Consider the following 23,365-nt stretch of genomic DNA (forward strand, 5'->3'; position numbering starts at 1 on the left):
GTTCGTCCCGACGGTGCACGGCGGCGAGGGCGTGGGCCAGGGGCGGCGGAACCGTCGATCGAGCCTCGCCGGCTGCCCGTTAGGGCAGCAGATCCAGGTAGGGACCGAACTCCCGTGCCAACTGGAGCCGCCCGAGCTTGCGGTACTCCCGGGCCACGGCGCCCACCAGTTCGGCCATCCCCACGGGGCGGTGCGCGGCCGCGGCCAGGTACGCGGCGGTCACCACGGCGGAGCGGATGTGCCCGCCGGTCAGGTCGAAGGAACCGGCCAGGAAGTCGAGATCCAGATCCGCCGCCCGCGGCACTCGCTCGCCCAGGCAGCGCTCCCACAGCAGCAGCCGCTGGGCGGTGTCCGGAGCGGGGAAGTCGACCACCACGTCCAGGCGCCGGGTGAACGCCTCGTCCAGATTGGCCCGCAGGTTCGTGGCCATGATCGCGATCCCGTCGAAGGTTTCCATGCGCTGCAGCAGGTATGCGCTTTCGATATTGGCGTAGCGATCGTGGGCGTCGCGCACGTCGGAGCGTTTCCCGAAGATGGCGTCCGCCTCGTCGAAGAGCAACACCCCGTTCACCCCGGCGGCCTCGGCGAAGATCCGTTCCAGGTTCTTCTCCGTCTCCCCGACGTACTTGTCCACCACGGTGGCCAGGTTGACGGTATAGAGGTCCAGGCCCAGCGCCCCGGCGATCACCTCGGCCGACATGGTCTTCCCGGTACCGGAGTCCCCGGCGAACAGGGCGACCACGCCGCGGCCCCGGCCACCGCCCGGCCGCATCCGCCATCGGGTCAGCACCAGCTCCCGGTACCGGGCCCGGTCGGCCAACTCCCGCAGCTGTCCCAGAATCGGCTCCGGCAGCACCAGCGCCGGCCAGCCCACGGCGGGTTCGATCCGGCGGGCCAGCCGGTGCAGCCCACCCGCGTTACAGCCGCGGGCCCCGGCCCGCAGATGTCCGGCGTCCACCGGGACGGCATCGGCCGCGGCGGCCTGGACCGCGGCGACCGCGGCGGCACGGATCTGCTCGGGGGAGAGCCGGAACTGCGCGGTGACCTCCGCCGGATCCACCCCTTCCGCCAACTGGCCGTCCACTGTGGAGCGCCAGAGTGTGGCGATATCCGCCGGAGCGGGCGGGATGACCTCCTGCAGCAGTGGAGGTTCCTGGCTCCAGCCCGGCTCCCACGGCCGGGTGCCGTACACCAGCACCGGGATCGCCGGATGCGCCAATTCGGCCAGCAGCGCCGCCGGATCGGCCTCGGTCAGCGGACCCACCACCAGCCCGGCCCCACCCAGCAACGCCTCCAGCCGCAACGCTCGCGCCCAGTCCGCGGAGTCCGTGCGGGCCGCCGTGAGCAGCGCCGGATAGCCGGCCTCGGCCAGCGCCCGCGCGCCCAGTTCGGCCGCACCGTGCCCGTGGCTGTCGGTGAGGTAGATCAGCCGTACCCCGCCGGCCAGCGCCCTCGCCAGCCGGGTGGCACCGGCGAGCGCGAGCGGATCGCGGGCCTGACGCACCGAACCGGCCAGCGCGGGGGCCATCTGGTCGTCCCCGAGCAGATATGCGACCACCCGGTCGGGCAGCCGCAGTTCCCGGGAGAGCAACGGGCGGTCCGGTTCGGTGAGGACCAGCAGCCCGGCCCGTGCCAGCGGGGCGCCTGCGGTCAGCCGGCTTCGCCCGGTCGCGCCGGCCTCGGGCAGCCCGCACAGCCGCAGCGCCAGGCCAACGGTGGCCCTGCGGCGGGTCACATCGTCGTTGAGGTAGCCGTAGAACTGCTCGAACCTGCTGTCCACATCGGGAGCCAGGGCCACCAGTAGCAGCGCGAGGTCCAGTTCGGACAGTCCGGCCGCCGCGGCCAGCCGGGTCAGCCGGGGTCCACCCGGGGCAGGCGGAGCGGCCGGGAGTGGCCCGCGTGGGGCCCGGAGCAACTCCTCGATGGCGGCCTCGGACAGGTACAAGCCCCGGAAGGGATCCTCCGGCGCCGAATCGCCGCACCGGCGCTGACTGATCGCCTGGCGGACCCGCTGCTCCAGTTCGGCCAGCCGCTGCGCCAGTTCCGGGTCGATCACGACCGCCGCCGTTGCCGGCGGATCGCGATGCGCCCGGCCGGGTGCACGAGTTGTTCCTGCGGTCCCAGCGTGGCCACCATGCCCTCGGTGACAGGCGGACCAGCCGGGAAGCTACGGCCGGTGTCCACCGGGACGGAGATCAGCAGATCCAGCGATGGTTTGAGCTCGCCGCCCAGCGCCGTCCACACATCCGCGAAGGCACGATCTTCGGGGGGCGGCAGCGCGATGGTCATCGGCGCCGACAGCCCCAACCGGGCCAGTTCTCCGGTTTGCGTCACCGGGGGCAGCGCCTCGTGCCGCAGGAAACCCAGTAGCAGCGAAGACAACAGCCGGTGCTCGTCCTCGGGACGCTGGGTCCAAGCGGTGACCAGATAGGACAGTTTGAAGTAGCGGGGCGGCAGGGTGCGGGCGGCGATGGAGTCGTCCTCGCCGTAGGAGTTGACCAGCCCACGCTGGCGGCGGCGCAGGTCCTCGCGGATGTCGTAGAGGTAGACATTGACCGTGGGGGCGTTGCGGCGGGCCGCCCAATCCTTGGTGGGGGCGTCGAAGACCACCTCCACCGCCGCGTCCGGTACCGCCTCGGTCCGGATCAGTGCGCGGATCGTCTCGTCCACCTCCGGGATCACGCTCCGAGCATGCCGCGGCGGTGCCGGACGCGGCCAGAATCCCCCGGCCGTCCGCGCGGGCCGCCGGCTTGCCTCAACGGGCAACCGGCGATACCCGAGCTATCGCACCGGGCGTCCTTCCGCCACCGGCATCGGTGCCGTTGCCTTGCCTGGTGGAGTTCCTGCTGCGTGGACAACGCCGGTGGGTGCCGGCCGCCGCTCTCGCTGCACTGTTGGTCGTCCTCGGCGCGCTGCTGGTTGCCGGCACCGCGACAGCCGCCCCGACCGGCCGCACCGAACGGGTTTCGGTGGGCACCGACGGCGGCGAAGGCCCCGACGGCACGCAACCGGGGGAAGAGCACGACTCGGCGATCTCGGCGGACGGCCGGTACGTGGCCTTTCTCAGCAGGTCCAACCTGGCGGTGGCGGTCGGACCTGAACCGCACAACGAGTTTCTCAAGCTTTATGTGCGGGACCGGCAAGCCGCGGGACGCACGGTGTGGATCGACGGCCCGGCCACCGAGCAGGCGGCGGTGACCGATCCGACCATCTCCGCCGATGGCCGGTTCATCGGTTACACGGTGCGGAATCGCGGGGACTCGGGCAGCATGGTGTACCTCTACGACCGGGACGCCGACCACAACGAGATCTTCGACGAACCAGGGGGCACCAGGGAGACTCTGGTCAGCGGGCCCGCGTTCGGGCTGCCGGACGGGGAATCCGCGGATGAACCCGCGCTGGCCGGCCGGGGCGGCGCGATCGGGTTCACCGTGCACGAATCTCCGATCCCCGGAAAGTTGAGCGCGCATGTGGTCAACACCGACGGGGCAGATCTGACCGGCCCCACCGAACTGGTCGACTTCGGTACAGACCGCTCCCGCGGTACCGGCTACACATGGCGGTACGTGGATTTCGTCAACGACAGTGCCACTCCGGTGACCCTGACCGGCGTCACCGTCACCGGCCGGGACGCCGCCGAGTTCCAGGCGATGACCGAGGACGACTGCCGCCGCACCCTCCGCAAGGGCGAGAGCTGCCGGGTCTATGTCACGTTCAGCCAGCCGCCGATCGGGGCTGGGCGTTACCACGCGGTGCTGTCGACCACCGGGCCGGAGCGGCACTCCGGCACCAGCGTGGGGTTGGCCGCGACCCGGGCGTGCCAACCCAATTCCGACGGTTGCCCGTCGCTACCGCTGACCGCGAGCCCCAACCCGTCACTGTCCACTGCGGACGGATACGGACAGCAGCAGCAGTCCGTCATGGTAACCAACAACGGCAGCTCCTACCTGAGTGTGGCCTCGGCTCTCGTCGACGGATCGGAGCAGGCCTGGTTCCGGCTGGACACCACCGATTGCCTGCGGGTACTGGCTCCCGGCGACCAGTGCTTGATCAACTACCGGTTCCAGCCGACCGGATTCGGTCTGGCGGTGGCCACTCTGGTGATGGAGGGCTATTCGTTCGCGGAGCCGCCCCCATCCCGGCAACCCGACGACGGTGGCGGCACCCTCGATGGCACCGGCGCTGCCCCGGAGGTGCTGTTGGACAACGCCCGGTTGGTCGGTGTGGCCACCAGGCCGGTGGTCTACCTCGCCCGTGATGACGGCAGCGGCCGCTTCGACGACGCGGTGTCCGGGCCGGCCAAGGTGGTTTCGGTGAACGCTGCGGGCACCACCATCGAGGGGCGGCGGTCCTCGGTCTCCGCCGATGCCCGGTTCGCGGCCTTCGACAGTATCGAGTCGGCGAGCCCGCCTCCGGCCGCGCCGGTGGCGACCACCGCCGCGGTCAGCACTCCACCCGCGTCCTGCCGCACCGTCTACCGGCGGGACACCAGCGCGAGCACGGCGGTGACCGTGGTCTCCCGGCCCGGTACCGCGTTGGCCGCACAGCGAAGTTTCGGAGCGGCCACCCAGGCCAGTATCTCCGCCGATGGCAGCCGGGTCGGCTTCACCGCCACGGTGGTGGATGTGGCAGACCCCGATCCCTGCGGACCCGCCGCCAGTCCGCCCCCGGCCGGGGTGTTCGTCCGCGACCTTGGCGCCGGCGCCACCGTGCGCGGTGACCGTCCACAAGCGAATTCCGCGGAACCGGACGGCTCCGCGGGGTCACCCGCGCTGTCCGCAGATGGGCGTACTCTCGCCTTCGCCTCGACGGCCACCAACCTGGTTCCCGGCGATACCAACATTTCCGAGGATGCGTTCGTCCGGGATCTCCAGGGTACCTTCCCCGGCGAAAGCGGAACGCCCTTCACCGAGCGGGTGTCGGTGGATTCCGATGGCAACCAGGTGAGCGGCGCCGGCGGCCGGTTTCCGCACGAAGCCGGCGCCGGGTCGCGGCCGCAAATATCCGCCGAGGGGCGGTACGTCTCGTTCACATCCTTTTCGGACCAACTGGTGTCCGGGGACACCAATGACAGCGACGACGTGTTCGTCCGGGACCGGTTGCCGGTTCCGGTGCTGGCCCCGATTCCGGTGACCTTCGCCGAGACGGTGGTGGGAGAAAGCTCCCCCTCGGTCACGGTGACCCTGCGCAATGACGGCACCGGCCCGTTGGCGGTCTCCGCGGCCGCGGTGGCCGGTCCGGCCGCTGGGGAATACCACATCACCGCGAACGGCTGTACCGGGCAATTGTTGCACAGGGGAGCCTCCTGTCCGATCACCGTGGTGTTCGCGCCGACCGCCGCGGGCGACCGGGCGGCCACTTTGACGGTAAGCCATTCCGCCCCGGGTAGCCCGGCCGCCGATCCGCTGCAGGGCACCGGGGTGGTCGGTAACCCGGTACTCGCCCCGGACCCGCTGGACTTCGGCGGGCAGACCGTCGCCTCGCCCGGCCAGCCGCGCACGGTGACCGTGGCCAACACCGGAAAAGGGTCCTTCACCGTCACCGGGATCGCCGTGCAGGGGCCCGCCGCCGGGGAATTCTCCATAGTGGACACCGGCTGCCAGGGCGTGCGGTTGGCGCCTGGTGCGTCCTGCCCGGTCCGGCTGCGGTTCACCCCGGCCACCCTTGGCGCGCGGAACGCGACCCTGCGGCTGAGCCATACCGCGCCCGGTGCCGTGGTGACCAGCGCATTGACCGGCACCGGCACTCCGATGCCGGTGCCGGGCCTTGGCGCTACCCCGAACCCCGCCGATCTCGGGGACGGACCGCTGGGCCTGCCCGGGCCGCTCACTCGGGTAACCGTGACCAGCGCCGGAAGCGGCCCGGTCACGGTGACCGGGCTGAACCTGGCCGGCCCCGATGCCGGGGATTTCCAGGTCCAGGGCGAGAACTGTATCGGGATCACTTTGGCTCCGGCGGCCACCTGCACGGTGGATTTGCGAGCTCGGGCCGGCGCTGTCGCGGCTCGCTCGGGGGAGTTGGCCATCACGTCTTCGGCCGCGGAGTCTCCGTTACGGCTGCCGTTGCGGGCGACGGGCCGGGCGCCGGCGTTGCGCATCGATCCGGTACTGGGGCCCACCCGCAGCGTCGCGTCGGTGACCGGAACCGGGTTCCCGCCGGGTGCGGTGCTCACGCTGCGCTGGGCGAATCCGGCGGGTGAACCGCTGCTGGGTTCGACGGAGGCGGTCGTGCGCCCCGACGGGGGGTTCACCGCGGAACTGCTGGTGTTCCCCAAGGATCGGATCGGACCTCGGGTGGCGCTGACCAGCGATCCGCGCTGGGGCGAGGCCCGCACCGATTTCCTGGTGGTACCCGCCGCCACGAATCCGCCCAAGTTCGTTTTCCGGCCGTGACGGCCCTGCCGGTGCAGCGCGGGCTGCCCATTAGGGCACCCCAGCGTCCCTGGGCCTGCCGGAACAGTCCGGGGAGGATCGGCCCATGAGCGTTACCGCGCGATTTCCCGTCCAGGTCGCCGAGGTCGACCCGGGAGGTGAGGTGTCGCTGAACCTTCAGCTGCGCAACGTAGGGTCTATTGTGGACTCTTACACCTTCGAACCGGTCGGGCTGCCCGCGGGCTGGGTGACCGTGGAGCCGCCCACGGTTTCGCTGTACCCGGGGACCGAGGCCGAGGTGCGGGTACGGATCGCGCCGCCACGCGCCCCCGAGACGGCCACGGGTCCGATGCCGTTCGGGGTCAGGGTGCTGCCCTCGGAGCAGCCCGCTGCGGCGGTGCTGCCAGAGGCCACGTTATCGGTCGCGCCGTTCGCGGAACTGACCGCCGAACTCATCCCGCACAACAGCCAGGGGCGCCGCTCGGCGCGGCATGAGGTCGCGGTGGACAACCGGGGCAACGAACCGGCGACCGCGGTGCTGACCGCCGCAAATCCGGACGACCTGCTGAATTTCCGGATCAAACCGGAGCGGATCGAGGTGGCACCTGGCAAAGCCGGTTTCGTCCTCGTCCGGCCGCGGGCCCGCCGGCTGATCTGGCGGGGCCAGTCCGCGGGGCGGCCGTTCCAGGTACTGGTGTCCACAGCGGACAGTGAGCACGCCGTCGCGGCGGCTCCGCCGGTGTCGCTGGACGGGGCCTTCCTGCAACTGCCGGTGATCTCCCGGACCGTGTTGCGGGCCGCGTTGGTCGCGGCCGGGGTGGTGGCGGCCCTGGCCGGGTTGTGGTTCGGGTTGCTACGCCCGACGATCCGGTCGGCTGCCCAGGATGCGGTGGCCGAACCGGTCACCCAGGCCCAGCAGGACGCGTCGAGGGCGGCCAACGCGGCCAAGGACGCGGGCGCCTCGGAGAATGCCGCCAACCGGGCCGCCGGTGCCGCGGAAACCGCGGCCGGCAGACTGGATCCCGCCGCGGCCGGAGCACTGGCCGGGGCGCCCATGTCGACCCGGCTGTTCGCCGTCGCCGGCCCCGGAGCCACCGCGAGCGCCACCCTGCAGGTGCGGGACGGACGATTGCTGGAGATCACCGATATCGTGCTGCAGAACCCGCAGGGGGACAACGGAATTTTGACCCTTCGCCGGGGTGACGACATCCTGCTGCGCTCCGCGCTGGCCAACTTCCGGGATTTGGACTATCACTTCGTGACCCCGATCCAGATCGACGCCGGGCAGAGACTGGTGATGGACTTGTCCTGCACCGCTCCCGGCGGTGGCGCCGGCACTTGTTCGGTGGCCTCCCTGGTCGGCGGACTTGACCACGCCAAGAGCGCCGGCCCCTGAACCGACTCGCCCTCCACCTCGGCAAGTCCCACTCGCGGTTCGCCGAACCGTCTCCCGAGTTGTGCCCCCAGCGGTTCGAAGGACGAGTTCCGCCGACTTCCACCGAGAATTCGACGTCACGTGGCGAACGACCTGACGTGAACCGTTGTCACGAGGCGTCCAACCGGCCGGCCATGAGTTCGCCCACCATGATCGCGGTCAGGTTGGTGTTGGCTCTCGAGACGAAGGGGAAGATCGACGCGTCGACCACGCGGAGGCCGTCTACCCCCAGCACGCGGCACTCCGGGTCCACCACGGACGCCGGGTCGTCCGGCGAGCCCATGCGGCAGGTGCTGGTCCCGTGTTGAGTGTCGACGGCGGTGGCCAGCAGGTGCCGGTCGAGGTCGGCATCGGTGCCGTCGAGCGCGGCACGCAAGGCCTGGTTGACGCGCCAGGGATCGCCGTCGCATAGCTCGCGAATCGGGTCGGTGTCCACGAGTCCGGCGAGTAGCCGGGCGCCCTCACGCAGGCGCTGGAGATCGCGCTCGTCGGAGAGCATGTTCTCGTGCACCATTGGCTGAGTGGCCGGGTCGAGATCGGTGAGCTCTATCCAGCCCCGGGAGAACACCATGTTGACCCACACGCCCACTCCGCCGGCACCGGCGCGTACGTCGGCGTTGCCCATCGCCAGCACGTTTTGGTTCAGCGCTACGAGCATCATGTCGTTCGGCAGGTCCGGCCGGCCACTGTCGTAGCGGACACAGCAGTTGGTATGCCGGTCGTCGGGCTCCGCAGAGTTCTCCGGTGTCAGCGGCAGCCCGATCATGTTCATCGGGTGATCCTGCAGGCCCTGGCCCACAGGTACGTCGACACGAACGCCGACGCCCAGTTTGCCCAGCGCGGCCTCCGGTCCGATGCCCGAGCGGAGCAGGATTGCGGGCGAGGCGATGACGCCCGCGCTGAGCACGACCTGCTCGGCCCGCAAAACCTCCCCGCCCGCGAGCCGGACGCCGACAGCCCGGGTCCCCTCGAACACCACGGTGTCGACGAGAGCGTCCCCGCGGATTTCTAATGTGGGCAACTCACGCGCGGGCTCGAGGTAGGCGTCGTTCGTCGAGACGCGGCGGCTGTCCCTGGAGTTGATCGGATAGGGGGAGACGCCGGTGGCGCCGGGCGCATTGACGTCCTCTGCCCAGTCGAAGCCGTGCCGTAGCGCCGCAGCACGCAGACCCTCGTCCACTGCGCCCCAGGTCTCTACCGGAGCGCGGTACACCGGGATCGGTCCGGTCGAACCGTGGTAGTCGAGTGCGCCGAAGTCCGCATCTGACTCCAGTTTGGCGAAGTATGGCAGCACATCCTCGGGTCCCCAGCCGGCGCAGCCGGCCTTGACCCACTCCTCGAAGTCCTCCATCGGAGGCCGGATCGCGATCTGACCGTTCACCGTCGAGCTCCCGCCGACACCCCGGCCTCGCCAGTACAGATAAGGTTCCTGTTGCTCGGTCCGGGTGGCGTTCAACTCGGGCCACAGGTAGTCACCGACGGTCGGGCTCAGCAAGCCGTTCATCGGATTCGGCGAGCGCCACTCCTGCGGAAGCGCTGCCGACCGGTAGTCGATGCCTGCTTCCAGCAGCAGGACACGCCGTCCTTTCGCGGCGCAACGCGCTGCGAGGGCGGCGCCTGCCGAACCCGCGCCCACCACGATGATTTCCCATGGGCCAGTCACACGAACCTCCTGTCCCGGCGCGCTCCGCCGGCGGCTGACGCGAAGTGCCTGTATGATCATCAAGAAGTGAACGTTCAGGCAATAGTGAATGTTCACTGTTGTCTGAACGTTATCGATGGGGTTGGCTGATGGACAACGCGACGGCAGCGGGACTGCCCGGCACTGTCGAGAACTTCGGCATCGAGATCGGCAACGCGATGGGGTGGCCCCGCATGGCGGGCCGCGTCCTTGCCACGCTGATGCTCCACGATGGACCGATGTCGATGAAGCAACTCCGCGAGGCCCTGGGTGTGAGTGCCGGCGCCATTTCCGAGATGGCTCGTCTTCTCGATCGCAACGGGGTTGTCACCAGGGTCAAGATTCCCAACACGCGTCAGACCGGCTACACGTACCGCCACGACGCCTGGCTCGGCTGCCTGCAGCACCAAATCGCGATCACCACGCAACTACTGCGCCTCGCCGAATCATCGAGTCACACCCCGGAGGCGAAAGCCGAACACGCGAGAGGTCGCTTCGCCGACATGCGCGCGTACTACACGCTCGTCACCGACAAACTGCGGGAAGCCGAGCAAGAGTTCAGCGGCCGCCTCGTCGCCGATGGCACTCCGCCACCGCCGCCCTCGCCCGCGGGGGCCGTCCCGCCGCAGTGATAGCCGTGTCCGTCTGTGGCTGACCAGCCCTCGTCGTAGGCGGGCAGCGCCGCTTGGGTGTGGTTGGCGCAGCGGCCGCGCGCAGACCACGTTCCCAGCACGCCATCGAGCAGGGCGTGACCAACCGGTCAAAATCTTCGCCGCTACGTTGGTCGACACCGGTTCGATCGGTGGCACGCTGTTTTCGAGGAATACAAGGGAACCAGCAACGCTGAACTCGCGCTCGCCCGCACGATCGCGACCAAACGTGTCTACCCACCGATGCGACGCCAACCTGACACGGCGACCGGAAACATCAGCACATCGGCATGAATGTGGGTCCTCTACGGCGCGATTCGGCGCAGGTTTTCGGGCCGCACGGGGCCGCGAGCAGCGGTGAGGGTCAGGCGATGTGCGGCGAATTGGTCCGCGGTTGAGGTTCGTCAGCACCGGATACTTGATTTGTCCGCGCGGAACTCAGTACCGCGTGATCGGCCCTCGTCGTGGAAGCTGAGTTCTCCGTGCAGCGACAGCGAGGCGAAGTTGCTGCCATTGATGCTGACCTCGCACTTGCCGTAGTGGCGGGAATCGGCCGCCTCCCGTCGACGCGTCGCCCAGCGCCGGTAGCGGTGGCGCTGGTATCGCCTTCGGATTCGGAGTGTGGCGTCCCTTGGTTCGGTGTGAGTTGGGTGCATGACAGGGGCGGCGCCCAGACAATGGCGCGGTATGTCCGGGTGCTGACCCCGTGGTGTCATGCGGCTTGTTGGTATCTGGGTGGGGTAGTGTGTGCGAGGTTGCGCATGGGTCTTCGCTCCTTGTCGAACCAGGGTGGCGGGATGAATTCGGGCAGATGCCCGTTCATCCTTACCTCCCACTGCGTGTGGTGGATCACCCGGTGATGCTTAGCGCACAGGAGCACGAGATTGTCGGCGTCGGTGCGCTTGTCCACCGACCACTGGACCACGTGATGCGGTGTCGTCCACTTAGGACCGCGAGTGCAGCCCGGAAAACTACATCCACCGTCTCGGACGGCCAGGTAGCGGCGTTGGGCGGGGGTGGCGAACCGGGACGCGTCGCCCACATACAGGGGCGCGGCGTTGTTGCCGAAGATCGCGGGCACCACCTTCGACTCACACGCCAGCCGCCGGAGCGCGTCCACACTCGATATCCCGGGGATGTCGAGGAAGGCGTGCCGGGCACGGTTCTCCAGCTCCGCGAGAGTGACCGACACGATCATCACGGCGCGTTCACCGCCCTGGGTCGCCAACTGATCGCAACGCGCGGCCAAGCCAATGATCTCGGCGAGGGCGTCTCCTGCTCGTTCGGCGGGGGTGCGGGAATCATGTTCACCGGTCTCGGGATTCTTGTGTGGCTTCGCCAGTGGCCCGAGTAGCCCGTCGAGTTCTTCGGCGGTTTCGGGGTCGAGTTCACCGCTGAAGCGGATGCTGCCGTCTTTGCGGCGCGTGATGTCCAACCGCCGCAGCGGATGGGCTTGCTCGCGGTCCTTGTCCTCCGGTGGTGCGGTGTCCTGCTCCCAGATCGCGCGCAACCGACGACCGGCTTTGCGCACCGCTTCCGGTCCGGCTTGTCGAGCCAGCTCGACCAGAATCCGCTCATCCGCCTCGCGCTGCTCGACCGGAATCCCGGCCGGGCACGCCTGCAGAGTCGTGGTTATCGCGTGGACGTGTTCTGCATTAATTTCCCCGGCGGTCAAGGCGTGCCCGGTGACGGCCTGCGGAGGGGGCTGCGGCACCCCGGTCAGCGATGAGGAGGGCATGGTTGCCGCAGCGTGTTCGATGCGTTGTCTGGCTTCCCGTGCGGAGATCCGCAACGTATCGGTCAGGAACGCGACAGTGTCCTTGAACCCCAGAGACTTCCCCAGTCCGCGCTGCTCGCTCTCGCCCACAACCTTGACCATCTCCGCATAGGCGATCCGCAGCCTTTCCTCACACGCCACCGCAACCTCGGCCAGGTCCCCATCGGGAACCTGCCAAAGTTGGGAAGCGGGAGTCTGCTCGGACATGCCACCATATTAACCTATTTTCAGACGTACGTTCGATACACGTTCGAGTGATTGCGGGAAGGTTCAACTGGTCAGTGCGCCACCTCGTGGTGAGAGGAGCGGGACTGCCGCGGTAACGGTGCAGCGAACCTTACCCAGCGCATCAGCAGTCACCCTGGGTTGGTATCCGCAAGTGTGATTCTCCTCGGCCCCGCGCTGGATCAACCCGGCTACATCGTCATCGATGAACGGACGCCCGATGCGGTGTGGATACATGCGCTTCTTGGCCACCAAGCGACGATGCCAACGCAGCACTGCGATCCTGTGACGCAGCAACAAAAGGCCGACGTCCTTGGACGTCGACGAACGGCCGAGCAACCGCAGCCGGCCCACAATCCAGACTAAAGTCAGGGCACCACGGACCGGACCTCCGCGAAGTGACACGCCGAGAGGTGCCCGTCGGTGCGCGGTTCCAACTCCGGGACCTCGGTGGCGCAGGTATCCTGCGCCTTCCAGCACCGTGTGCGGAACCGGCAGCCCGACGGCGGGTCGAGTGGGCTCGGCACGTCGCCCTCCAGCCGGATCACCTGCCGCTGCCCGCGCACCTCGGGGGCGGCCACCGGGACCGCCGAGAGCAGCGCCTGCGTGTACGGGTGCGAGGGCCGCTCGTAGATCTCGTCCTCGGTGCCGATCTCCACGATCTTGCCCAGGTACATCACCGCCACGCGCGTGGACAGGTGCCGGACCACGGACAGGTCGTGCGCGATGAACACATAGGAGAGTCCGAATTCCTTCTGCAGTTCACCGAGCAGGTTCATCACCTGCGCTTGGATCGAGACGTCCAAAGCGGACACCGGTTCGTCGCAGATGATCACCTTCGGCCGCAACGCGAGCGCCCGCGCGATGCCGATGCGCTGGCGCTGCCCGCCGGAGAACTGGTGGGGGTAGCGGTTGAGGTGCTCGGGGTTGAGGCCCACCACCTCCAGCAGCTCACGCACCTTCTGTGCGCGCGAACCCTTCGGCGCCACCTCGGTGTGGATCTCGAACGGCTCGCCGACGATGTCGCCGACGGTCATCCGCGGGTTCAGCGACGTGTATGGGTCCTGCAGCACGATCTGGATCTCGCGCCGCAGCCGCCGCAGTTCGCCGCCGCGCAGCTTGAAGATGTCGCGGCCCTCGAATGTCGCCCCGCCGGCGGTCGGCTCTTCGAGCCGCATCAGCACCTGCGCGAGCGTCGACTTACCACAGCCCGATTCGCCCACGACACCGAGCGTCTCGCCCGGCATCAGGTCGAACGAGACCCCGTCCACGGCCTTGACCTGCCCGACGGTGCGCTTGAACAGCACCCCCTGGCGCACCGGGAAGTGCTTGACCAGGTTCTGCACACTAAGGATCGGCTCAACCACGGCTTCGGACCACCTCTTCGGCGAAGTGACACGCACTGACCCGGCCGAAACCGAGGCGGTGCAACGACGGCCGTTCCTCCGAACAGCGTTGTTCCGCCCGCTTGCATCGCGGGTGGAAGGGACACCCGGGCGGGATGTCGAGCAGGCTCGGCGGCAGGCCCTTGATCGTCTCAAGCGTCTGTCCCTTGAGGTCGAGTCGCGGCAGCGAGTCCATCAGCGCCGCCGTGTACGGGTGGCCCGGCGAGGAGAACAGCTCGTGCACGTCGGCCTGCTCCACGACCCGGCCCGCGTACATCACCGCGATGCGGTCGGCGGCCTCCGCGACCACCCCGAGGTCGTGCGTGATGAGGACCAAGCCCATCCGCCGTTCCCGCTGGATCTCCCCGAGCAGATCCATGATCTGGGCCTGCACGGTCACGTCGAGCGCGGTCGTGGGCTCGTCGGCGATCAGCAGGTCGGGGTCGAGCGCCAGCGACATCGCGATCATCGCGCGCTGGCGCATGCCGCCCGAGAACTGGTGCGGGTAATCCTTGATGCGCCGCTCGGCGGCCGGGATGCGGACCAGGTCGAGCAGCTCCACGGCGCGTTTGCGAGCATCCTTTTTGGATAGTCCGTACCGGACGCGGAGCTGCTCCTCGATCTGGAACCCGACGGTGAACACCGGGTTCAGCGCCGAGAGCGCGTCTTGGAAGATCATCGCGATCTCCGTGCCGCGCAGCTCGCGCCGCCGCTCGTCGGTGGCGGTGAGCAGGTCCTCGCCCCGGTATCGGATCGAGCCGCCGGTGACCACGCCGGGCGGCGTGTCGAGGATGCCCATCACCGTCTGCGCGGTCACGCTCTTGCCGGAGCCCGACTCGCCGAGCACCGCCAGCGTCTCGCCGGCGTGCACGGAGTAGCTGACGCCGTTGAGCACGTTGACCACGCCGTCGGAAGTGCGGAACTCCACCTGGAGGTCTTCGACCTCGAGCAGCAGCTCGTTGGTTGTTTCGGACATCGGCCGCTACCTCGACTTCGGGTCGAGCGCGTCGCGGATCCCGTCGCCGAGCATCACGAACGCGAGCACGGTGACGGTGACGAACGCACCGGGGAACAGGAGCATGTGCGGGTCGGCCCGGAAGTAGTCGCGCGAGTCGCTGATCAGCACGCCCCACGAGACCACCGGCGGCCGCACACCGATACCGAGGTACGCCAGCGTCGCTTCCGCGCCGATCGCCGCGCCCAGCGCGATGGTGGCGTACACCAGCACCGGAGCCAGCGTATTGGGCAGCAGGTGCCGGAACACGATGCGCGGGGTGCTGGCGCCGAGCGCACGTGCTGCCTTCACGTAGTCGAGCTGCTTCGCGACGAGCGTGGCCGAGCGCATGATGCGCATGGCGACCGGCCAGGTCAGCACCGCGATGGAGCAGACCACCTGCACGATGATCGTGACCGCGCCCGGGCTGGAGCCCGGTGCGTTGAACGTCGTGAGGATGACGATGGCGCCGAGCACGAACGGCAGGCCGGCGAAGATGTCGCCCAGCCGCGAGAGCAGGCTGTCGATCAGCCGGCCGTAGTAACCCGCGAGGATGCCGATCAGCGACCCGAAGAGCACAGTCAGGATCGTCGCGAACACGCCGACCAACAGCGAGGCCCGAGCGCCGTAAATGGTGCGGGCGTACACGTCGTAGCCCTGGTTGTCGTAGCCGAACCACGCGTCGGCCGACGGGCCCTGGTTGGCCTTCGCCAGGTCGCTGAAGCCGGCTTCGCGGTGGGAGAACAGGCCGGGCGCGATGGCGATGAGCACCACGAGCACGATGATCACCGCCGAGATCACGAAGGCGGGCTTGCGGCGCAGCTGGCGCCAGGCGTCGCCCCACAGGCTGCGGGGCTTCTTCGTCTCGGTCGCGGAGTCGTCGATGCGCGACAGCTCCGCCGCGTCAGCGACTTTGCTGCCCCCGCCTCCGACCAGGTTGGGGTCAGTCATAACGGATCCTTGGGTCGAGAACGGCGTAGAGCAGGTCCACGATCAGGCTCATCAGCAGGTACACCAGCACGAGCAGCACCACGACGCCGGTCACGGTGGCGCTCTCCCGGTTCTGGATGCCGCGGAAGATGAGCCCGCCGAGGCCGTTGATGTTGAACACGCCCTCGGTCACGATCGCGCCGCCCATCAGCGCGCCCAGGTCGGTGCCGAGGAACGTGAGCACCGGGATCACCGAGTTGCGCAGCAAGTGGATGCCTACCACGCGGCTGTTCGGCTGCCCCTTGGCGATGGCCGTGCGGATGTAGTCGGCGTGGCGATTCTCCGCGATCGACGTTCTCGTCAGTCTCGCGACGTACGCCATGGAAAGACTGCCCAGCGCGAGGCCGGGGACGATCAGCTCGCCGACGGAGGGGTCGTTCGACACGCTCGCGTCGATGATGCCGAGTTCCGTGCCCAGCACGATCTGCAGCAGGATCGCGGTGACGAACACCGGGAGCGAGATCAGGAACGTGGTGGAGACCAGCACCAGGTTGTCGAGGAACCCCTTGCCGCGCAGGCCGGTGAGCACACCCGCGGTCAGACCGATCACGGCCTCGATGAGCACCGCGATGAGTGCCAGGCGCAGCGTGATCGGGTACGAGTTGCCGATCAGCTCGCCGACGGAGTTGCCGTTGAAGGTCTCGCCCCAGTCGCCGCTGAAGAGGCTCCCGAGGTACTTGAAGTACTGGACGATCAGGTTGTCGTTCAGGTGGAACTTCTCGGTCATGAGGTCGATGTAGGCCTGGGGGCAGGCCGTTTGACCGCATTTGCCGGAGAAGGGGTCCCCGGGGACTGCCCACACCAGTGTGTAGATCAGGAACGTGGTTCCGAAGAACACCGGGATCAGCTGGAGCAGGCGTCGCAGGACGTAGCGAATCATGCGTCAGCTCCTAGGAGTGCGCGCCGGGCGAGCCGCGGACCGTCCGCTGGGACGGTCCGCGGCTGTCCCGGTGGTGGGACGTCGATCAGCGCGTCACTTCTTGAGGATTTCGACCGACGAGTAGTCGGCGCGGCGGCGGAAGTCGAGCGTCACGGTCTTGACGTGGCTGGACTTCGCGGCCACACCTTTCTCGTCCCACACCGGGATCGAGGGCAGGTCCTTGGCGATGAGGTCCTCGGCCTGCTGGTAGATCTTGATCGCGGCGTCCTTGTCCGGCGTGGCGTCGGCCTGCTTCAGGAGCTGGTCGACGGCCGGGTTGGAGTAGACCGAGTCGTTGGACGAGGCACCCGTGCGGTAGATCGGGTTGAGGAAGTCCTCGATCGACGGGTAGTCCGCGGACCAGTCGGAACGGCCCATGCCGGTCAGCTTGTGGCCGGTCACGATGCTGCGCCACTGGCCGAAGTCCGTGGCCGGCACGAAGTCGCACTCGACGCCGAGCACGTTCTTGATGCTGTTGCACGCGGCCACCAGCGGCTCCTTGCGGCCACCGTCGGCGTTGGAGGCGATGGTGAGCTTGCCCGTGAAGCCGGACTTCTGGAACGCGGCCTTGGCCGCCTCCGGGTCGAACTTGCAGAACTGGCAGACACCGGGCCGGTAGCCCTCGATGCCCTGCGAGATGTAACCGTCGGCCGGTACGTAGGTGTCGTTCATGACGGTCTTGGTGATCTGCGTGCGGTCGATCGCCATCGAGATGGCCTTGCGCAGCTCGAGGTTGTCATAACCCGGCACGTAGTACGGGACCGCGATGGTGCTGATGCCGAGCAGGTGGCCGATGACCAGGTTGTCCTTCAGATCGGCCTTGTACTTGCTACCGGCGAGCGCCGAAGGCGGGAGCGCCTCGAGGAAGTCGAGCTGGCCGCTCAGCAGGTCCTGGTACGCGGTCTCCTGACTCGCGTAGATCTTGACGTCCAGGTCCTTGAACTTGACCTTGTCCTGGCCCTGGTAGTCGTCGAAGCGGGTCAGCTTGATGTCCGCGTTAGGCGTGCGGCTCACGAACTTCATCGGGCCGTTGCCGATCGGGTGGGAGGCGAAGGCCGTCGGGTCCTTGAAGAACACGTCGGGCAGCGGTGCGAAGGCCGTGTAGCCGATCATGGTGGAGAACACCGAGAACGGCGCCTTGAGCGTCACCTCGAACTCGTAGTCGCCCTTCACGACCAGGCCGGACATCTTGTCCGTGGTCGGCTTGGCGTTGTCGTCGGCCGGGTGGACATCGTCGTAGCCCTGGATGTTCTCGTAGAACGTGCTGTTGATCTGGCCGTTGGGCGCGTAGGCGCCGTAGTTCCAGGCGTCCACGAAGTTCTTGGCCTTGACCTCGGTGCCGTCGTGGAACTTCCAGCCCTGCTTGATCTTGATGTCGTAGACCTTCGAGTCGGTTGTGGTGATCGACTCGGCCATCCCGTTGTACGGCTGGGCGTTGTCACCTCGGTAGGTGACCAGCTCGGTGAACATCGGGTCGACGGCCTTCGCGCCGCCGAGCTCGTTGGTGTTCGTGGGGATCAGCGTGTTCTGCGGCTCGGTGCCGTAGACGGTGAAGGTCCCGTTCGGATCCACCTCGCCGGATGACCCGCTGCTGTTGCCGGAACTACCGCCGCACGCGGTGAGCACCAACGACAAGGTTGTCGCCACCGCAGCGGTTTGCCAGAGTCTGCGTGAACCCCACATGTTCCACCTCATCTCAGGTTCCGAAAAGTGAGACGCACGCTATCGGGAGAAGGGGCTTCTTAACCAGATCGTGGGGTTGCAAATAAGTGACAAACTTTTCCTTCGCCCGGGAAGAGCACTACCAAGGGTATTAATGATCACCGAGGGTGCCCGTGCTGGTCCGCTTGGGCGAGAGGCAGCGCGATTCCGTCGAGGATGTCGTGCTCGCTGGCGGCTATTTGGCCTGGACCACCGCCGACGGCGAGCTGTTCCGCGAGCACCTGGATGATCACCGCACCCCCGCCGATCACGTTGACCCTCCTGAAATGGATCACGGGTTGGCCGCGAGGGTGGCGCGGTCGGCTGCCGGCAGGCTCGCCACGAGGCGGTCGATCTCGGCGTGGGAGGGCTTCGACAGGTGCGTGCGCTCGGCGTGGTACTCCGGCAGCTTCCTGGGCGGCAGCAGTCGCAGCACGGCGAAGACGTGAGCAACGCAGGGGAAGTCGCTGGAGTGAGATCGGGCGGGCGCCGGGCAAGGTGGCGGGTTCGATCCACAATGTAGTGTCGGCGAATGGAATTTTATTTCCTGTGCAACGAAAGTGGAGAGATAGGGCGTTGTCTTTGGGGGAGCGTTTCAGTGCCGCATGAGACCACTGTGGACCCGATGGCGGCGCGAGCTCGCCGACCAATTCGCGTCAATGGCAGGCGCGCATTTCGACGCAACATTCGCCGGCGCCCGGATCGAGCACGGCTTCGACCGTCCCGGCGCCCAGCCCGTCGAGCACGCCGGTGAGGAAGGCGTGGTTGATGCCGCACACCATCTCTGGAGCCCTGCTGGCCAGTGGATGGAACGGACAGGCACCCAGCCGCACGCACGTCGATGACCTGCGTTCCGGTTCGAACCCGTTCTTGTGCAGCAGGGACTCGGTGAGCGTGAGCGCGCGTTCGGCGCCCAGCCGACCGGGTCGGGTGCGCTTGCGCTCGTCGGCGCCGATCTGGTGGCCGCGTTCGTGGGCCGCCCGCAGCACGGCGTGCTGGGCGTCCTCGTTGTTGCCGTCGTCGTTGGCGCGGCCGTTGGTGAGTACCGCGTCCAGCAGGATGTCCGCGAGCAGATCGTGCCGGCGAGACGGGATGCTGATCCGGATGTCGGTGTCGACCGGCCTATACACCTTCGGTGCCCGGCCCTCCTGGCCCAAGGCTCGGTGTGGCTGATCGCGATCGGCGTGGTCGGCGCGCTGCTGGCCGCGATGATCGGGTTCCTCGATTTGATGGCCATCCCGACCGGAACTCGCGCGTTCCGCACCGGGCTCGTGCACATGAGCCTCAACCTGGTGGTCACCGTCGCCTACGTCGGCAACTTCTTTTGGCGGCACGCCGGCTACGACCACCCCGGCCCGGTGGCCATTGGCCCGCTCGTGCTGTCCGTGCTCAGCCTGGCCGCACTCGCCGCGTCCGGCTACCTCGGCGGAAAGCTCGCCTACCGCTACGGCGTGCGCGTCGCCGAGGAGCGCACGCAGGCCGAGGGCTACCGACTCAGCCACTGATTCACCGCATTCCCAACCCAACCACACCTTTGAGGAGGCTGATCATGTCCATCGCCGCACTGATCGCCTGGATCATCGCCGCCGGCGGAGGTTTCGTCCTGCTCGGCACCTGGATCGCGAAAGGCGGCATCCGCGCACCCCGCACCAGCCACTTCCCGCCCGCGGTGATCTTCGGGCACTTCGCGTTGGCCGCGGCCGGCCTGGTCGTGTGGATCATCTATCTGATCGTGGACAGCAGCATGCTGGCCTGGATCGCGCTGGGGCTGCTGGTCTTGGTCGCGTTGCTGGGCTTCACCATGTTCGTCCGCTGGATTCCCAGCTACCAGGCACGCCGCACGGTCACCGCTGCCGCCGATGCCGGTGGACCGGGCGCCGCGACCGCCGCCGAGACGGCCCCGGCCGAGCAGCACTTCCCGGTCGTGGTGGTCGGCGCGCATGGCCTGCTGGCGCTCGCCACGGTGGTGCTGGTCCTGCTGAGCGCGCTCGGTGTGGGCGGCAGTTGATGCACTCCGCGTCCGCCCCGCAGGTGGTCCGCGAACCCGGACCCGGCATCGACCTCACCGGCGTTGATGCCGGATCGTCCCACTAACACCGTCCGCAACCAGCAAGGAGCAGCTCACTCGTGGCTACGAGCCGGATCGTGATCGTCGGCGCCGGCCTCGCCGGTGCCAAGGCCGCGGAAGCATTGCGCGGCCAGGGTTTCGACTAGGGCCTGTATCGAAGTCGGTTGGGATGGGCTGATCCTGGCGCCCTTGCCGGAACCCCCGAACTCGTCACAAACCCAGAACTCACCTCCCCCCGCCCCAGAACTCACCCGCCTGAACCCAGAACTCGCCGCCTGAATCCAGAACTCAGTCACCTGAACCCAGAACTCGCCCTCCCCAGCCGGGGACACGCCAGCACCGGGCGTGTCCCCGGCCCAGGAGTCCGAGTTCCCGGTTCAGGCACCCGAGTTCACGGCTCAGGCGCCTGAGTTCCCGGTTCAGGCACCCGAGTTCACGGCTCAGGCGCCTGAGTTCCCGGTTCAGGCGGGCGTGTCCCTGGTCCGAGTACTTGAGTTCCGGGTTGGGAACAACAGGCACCGAAGGCAGGATTACCCCGGCAACGTTGAGAGGCACGCCGCCAGGACCGTCCCACCCCCGCCGGCGCGACGAACTCGCGTCCTGAACCGGGGACACGCACTCCTGAGCTAGGAACACAGCCGCCTGGAGCGGGAACTCAGCCGCCTGGAGCGGGAACTCAGCGGCTTGGAGCGGGAACTCAGCGGCTTGGAGCGGGAACTCAGCGGCTCGGAGCGGGGACACAGCGGCCTCGCTCGGAACGGTCGGTGGTGGCTATCACAACGCGATGATTGAGTCGTACTGGCCGAAGATGCAAGGCGAACTCCGCGGCCGACGAAAATGGAAAACCCGCACTGAACCGGCCGACCAGAGTCCGGCAAACCGGGGCGACGCCACATCGACCCCCCAAGCCGCTACTCACGCAGCGCGAAGCACTGCAACAAGGAAGTTCGAGTCGTCTGTGTAGGGGCGTAGGTCCCATGTGGACAGCAGCAGGTCGGGTTCGAGCGCGGCAGCTGCTGCGTGCTCGAAGAATTCGCTGAACTCATAGCCTCGGCCGGCGGCGAAGCCGATTACGGCCCGGCCGCCCGGCGCAAGGTGCGCACGGAACCGTTTCAACACCTCACCCCGGGTGCTTGGGGCAAGGAAGGTCATCACGTTCCCGGCGCAGACGATTGCGTCGAATGGCGTGGTGATGCCCTGCGCAGGTAGGTCGAGTTCGGCCAGATCGCCGACCATCCACAGCGGCCCGGGATGGTCCTGCTCCGCGGCCTCGATCAGGGCCGGGTCGACGTCGACACCGACGACGTCGTGGCCGGCTTCGGCCAGCTGGCTGCCGACCCGGCCGGGTCCGCAGCCGGCGTCGAGGATGCGGGCGTGGCGCGGCACCATGGCGTCCACGAGGCGAGCTTCCCCGGCGAGGTCGTTGCCGGCCCGAGCCATCGAACGGAAGCGTTCGATATACCAGCTGGAGTGACCGGGGTCTGCGGTGACTTTCTGCATCCAGATGCTCTGCTCGACCATGCCTGCATTGTCCCAAACCAGAGTGGGTGACCAGCGACCGCCGACCCGGAAAGGCGCGGGACCGTGGTGAATGCCGGCCTGGTCGTGCCGCCGCCGGTGCTGGTCGCCCCGGTGGTTGGCGTCGGTGATGTCGTCGCGGGCGAGCGACGCCCAGCCGCGTAGGGGAGGCCTGCGGCCTAACAGGCTGCCGGCCGATGGGCCTCCACCCGGCGGCCGTGACAGGCCCGCTGACCGGTTGCACTGGGCGCCCGGCACTTGCCGGGCGCCCAGTGGTGGGGTCAGAACACCGGGATCGAGACGGGTCCGAAACTGGCCGTCTGGAGGCTGTCCATGTCCTGTAGGGCGGGGGCACCGCCGGTGAGCGGCTGTCGATAGGCGACGGCGACCGTCTGACCGCTGGTCAGTGGTGCGCCATCGAACGTGATGTCGACGATCGCGTGTGCCGGTGGTGAGTCGTCGGTGATCGCGACCCCGGTGACGGTGCGCGCGACACCGTCGACCGTGATCGAGAACCGGCTGGTGTCCGGTGTGCCCTGCGCGGTCGTCAGCATTTCCTGGTCGAACTGCAGGGCCGCGTCGTTGGCGCCGGTGTCGGCCTCGGTGGCGCCGGTCAGCGCGGGCGGGGTGTTCGGCTTGCCGGTGGGGTTCTGCGCCGTCGGACCGCTGGCGCCGGACGGCGTGGTCCAGTAGCCGGTGTTGGTGCAGGTGATCGGAGTGGGCGAGGTCCTGGTGGCCACGTAGCTGAATCCGTGGGTCACACCCGAGGTGTTGGGGACGAAACCCTCGGTGGAGAAGCCGCCCTCAACGGAGTTGAACGCCGGGGGTGGCAGCAGGCCGCTCCCGATCAGGTCGACCGGGTTGCCGACCCGGCCGCCGGTCACCACGCCGTAGTCCTGCTCGGTTGCGGTGATGGTCCATTGCTCGGTGGGGTCGGCGGAGGGGATCGTGATGGCGATCTTGAGCGGTCCACCGACCGTCCTCAGCCGCATGTCCAGTTGGTCGCCGCAGGTTCCGCTGAGCCGCAGCCGGGCGATGTCACCGCCACCGCTGTCCGGTGACCCGGTGGTGGCCGAGGCGATGCCGCCGGATGCGACGGACAGGGAAATGCCCACCAGGGCAGCGAGCGCATACCGCCCCAGTCGTTGCTTCAGTATCATGTTGTTTGGCCGCCTTGTGAATCGGTCAACTATTGGACGTAATGCGGGATGCGAACACGACCGTGGCCCCTCGGGCGTGGCCGATCGCCACGTTCCACGTCCCGTGACCGGGTGGGGCGCTGAGCCGGATTTGCGGGACGCGTGGCTAGGTTCCTGTTCGCCGTCGGTGGTTGGGGAAGCCCTAAATGGAGGGGTTGGCTCACGCCGCCGATGTGGGTTCGAGAACCGGCATCATCGGCGTGACAAGCGCTAGTGCCTCGTCAAGCAACGTTGATCATGTAATTGGGTTCTCGGATGGGTGAGTTGATCGCGAAGTGGCGTTTCGGTCGAGCACGTGCGTTGCGCCAGCGGACGTAGTCAGCAATGGCCGCGTTCTGCTCGGCGTGGCTGCGGTGGTCGGTGCCGTTGAGCGCGAAGTAGCGCAGCGCGGTGAACTCGCATTCGATCCAGTTCAGCCACGAGGCGTTGGTCGGCAAGTACACCAGCTCGAT

General features: G+C 68.1%; 19 protein-coding genes and 1 pseudogene. 5 read left to right on the forward strand and 15 right to left on the reverse strand.

Annotation, left to right across the window (positions count from 1 at the left end):
* Positions 1–79: 79 nt before the first annotated feature.
* A complete protein-coding gene (locus tag A3CU_RS0125770; protein WP_027944740.1) occupies positions 80–2,053 on the reverse strand; it encodes an ATP-binding protein in 1,974 nt (657 codons plus the stop codon).
* Positions 2,053–2,682, reverse strand: a complete 630-nt coding sequence (locus A3CU_RS0125775) for a Pvc16 family protein (RefSeq protein ID WP_027944741.1) — start codon at positions 2,680–2,682, stop codon at positions 2,053–2,055. Before A3CU_RS0125775 ends, A3CU_RS0125770 begins: the two co-directional genes overlap by 1 nt.
* A gap of 152 nt (positions 2,683–2,834) precedes the next feature.
* Between A3CU_RS0125775 and A3CU_RS0125780 the strand changes: the two genes are divergently transcribed.
* The gene (locus tag A3CU_RS0125780; RefSeq protein ID WP_027944742.1) at positions 2,835–6,392 is read left to right on the forward strand and encodes a choice-of-anchor D domain-containing protein; all 3,558 of its coding nucleotides are present in this window, start codon (positions 2,835–2,837) and stop codon (positions 6,390–6,392) included.
* Between the two features lie 85 nt (positions 6,393–6,477).
* Complete coding sequence (locus tag A3CU_RS0125785; protein ID WP_027944743.1) at positions 6,478–7,767, forward strand: COG1470 family protein; 1,290 nt, start codon at positions 6,478–6,480, stop codon at positions 7,765–7,767.
* A 148-nt stretch (positions 7,768–7,915) separates the two neighbouring features.
* Here the strand turns inward: A3CU_RS0125785 and A3CU_RS0125790 are convergent, their stop codons facing one another.
* Positions 7,916–9,469 carry a GMC family oxidoreductase gene (locus A3CU_RS0125790; RefSeq protein ID WP_027944744.1) on the reverse strand — a complete coding sequence of 518 codons (1,554 nt, stop codon included), beginning with the start codon at positions 9,467–9,469 and terminating at the stop codon, positions 7,916–7,918.
* Between the two features lie 128 nt (positions 9,470–9,597).
* On the opposite strand from A3CU_RS0125790, the gene A3CU_RS46610 reads away from it, so the two are divergent.
* On the forward strand, positions 9,598–10,119 hold the full coding sequence (locus A3CU_RS46610; protein WP_052372168.1) for a GbsR/MarR family transcriptional regulator: 522 nt from the start codon (positions 9,598–9,600) through the stop codon (positions 10,117–10,119).
* Positions 10,120–10,849: 730 nt separating this feature from the next.
* Here the strand turns inward: A3CU_RS46610 and A3CU_RS0125800 are convergent.
* The 9 genes from A3CU_RS0125800 to A3CU_RS46615 all read right to left on the reverse strand — a co-directional run bounded on the left by A3CU_RS0125800 (position 10,850) and on the right by A3CU_RS46615 (position 19,258).
* The gene (locus tag A3CU_RS0125800; protein ID WP_027944745.1) at positions 10,850–12,121 is read right to left on the reverse strand and encodes an HNH endonuclease signature motif containing protein; all 1,272 of its coding nucleotides are present in this window, start codon (positions 12,119–12,121) and stop codon (positions 10,850–10,852) included.
* Positions 12,122–12,507: 386 nt separating this feature from the next.
* Entirely contained in the window at positions 12,508–13,506 is a 999-nt protein-coding gene (locus A3CU_RS0125805) for an ABC transporter ATP-binding protein (RefSeq protein ID WP_027944746.1), read from the reverse strand.
* Positions 13,499–14,500, reverse strand: a complete 1,002-nt coding sequence (locus A3CU_RS0125810; protein WP_027944747.1) for an ABC transporter ATP-binding protein — start codon at positions 14,498–14,500, stop codon at positions 13,499–13,501. The genes A3CU_RS0125805 and A3CU_RS0125810 overlap by 8 nt, the downstream gene beginning before the upstream one ends.
* 6 nt (positions 14,501–14,506) lie before the next feature.
* Positions 14,507–15,469, reverse strand: a complete 963-nt coding sequence (locus A3CU_RS0125815; protein ID WP_027944748.1) for an ABC transporter permease — start codon at positions 15,467–15,469, stop codon at positions 14,507–14,509.
* Positions 15,462–16,388, reverse strand: coding sequence for an ABC transporter permease (locus A3CU_RS0125820; RefSeq protein WP_027944749.1), 927 nt, complete (start codon positions 16,386–16,388; stop codon positions 15,462–15,464). Before A3CU_RS0125820 ends, A3CU_RS0125815 begins: the two co-directional genes overlap by 8 nt.
* Before the next feature lie 93 nt (positions 16,389–16,481).
* On the reverse strand, positions 16,482–18,110 hold the full coding sequence (locus tag A3CU_RS0125825; protein WP_169739691.1) for a peptide ABC transporter substrate-binding protein: 1,629 nt from the start codon (positions 18,108–18,110) through the stop codon (positions 16,482–16,484).
* A 137-nt stretch (positions 18,111–18,247) separates the two neighbouring features.
* A complete protein-coding gene (locus tag A3CU_RS52705) occupies positions 18,248–18,400 on the reverse strand; it encodes a hypothetical protein (RefSeq protein ID WP_156960547.1) in 153 nt (50 codons plus the stop codon).
* A gap of 20 nt (positions 18,401–18,420) precedes the next feature.
* Entirely contained in the window at positions 18,421–18,564 is a 144-nt protein-coding gene (locus tag A3CU_RS52710) for a hypothetical protein (protein WP_156960548.1), read from the reverse strand.
* Positions 18,565–18,784: 220 nt separating this feature from the next.
* Entirely contained in the window at positions 18,785–19,258 is a 474-nt protein-coding gene (locus tag A3CU_RS46615) for a helix-turn-helix domain-containing protein (RefSeq protein ID WP_052372170.1), read from the reverse strand.
* 33 nt (positions 19,259–19,291) lie between these two features.
* Here A3CU_RS46615 and A3CU_RS46620 point away from each other — a divergent pair, with 33 nt between their 5' ends.
* Entirely contained in the window at positions 19,292–19,633 is a 342-nt protein-coding gene (locus A3CU_RS46620) for a DUF2231 domain-containing protein (RefSeq protein WP_245617339.1), read from the forward strand.
* A 44-nt stretch (positions 19,634–19,677) separates the two neighbouring features.
* Complete coding sequence (locus A3CU_RS0125845; RefSeq protein ID WP_027944752.1) at positions 19,678–20,136, forward strand: hypothetical protein; 459 nt, start codon at positions 19,678–19,680, stop codon at positions 20,134–20,136.
* Positions 20,137–21,111: 975 nt separating this feature from the next.
* On the opposite strand, the gene A3CU_RS0125855 is transcribed toward A3CU_RS0125845, so the two are convergent.
* The 3 genes and pseudogenes from A3CU_RS0125855 to A3CU_RS0125870 form a co-directional block, all read right to left on the reverse strand.
* Positions 21,112–21,717: a class I SAM-dependent methyltransferase gene (locus tag A3CU_RS0125855; protein ID WP_027944753.1), complete on the reverse strand. Its 606-nt coding sequence runs from the start codon at positions 21,715–21,717 to the stop codon at positions 21,112–21,114.
* A gap of 278 nt (positions 21,718–21,995) precedes the next feature.
* Positions 21,996–22,874, reverse strand: coding sequence for a SwmB domain-containing protein (locus tag A3CU_RS0125865; RefSeq protein ID WP_027944754.1), 879 nt, complete (start codon positions 22,872–22,874; stop codon positions 21,996–21,998).
* A 260-nt stretch (positions 22,875–23,134) separates the two neighbouring features.
* Positions 23,135–23,365, reverse strand: a pseudogene (locus tag A3CU_RS0125870) (IS630 family transposase); the annotation flags it as partial.

The sequence above is a fragment of the Amycolatopsis taiwanensis DSM 45107 genome (assembly GCF_000519205.1).
Classification (GTDB): domain Bacteria; phylum Actinomycetota; class Actinomycetes; order Mycobacteriales; family Pseudonocardiaceae; genus Amycolatopsis_E; species Amycolatopsis_E taiwanensis.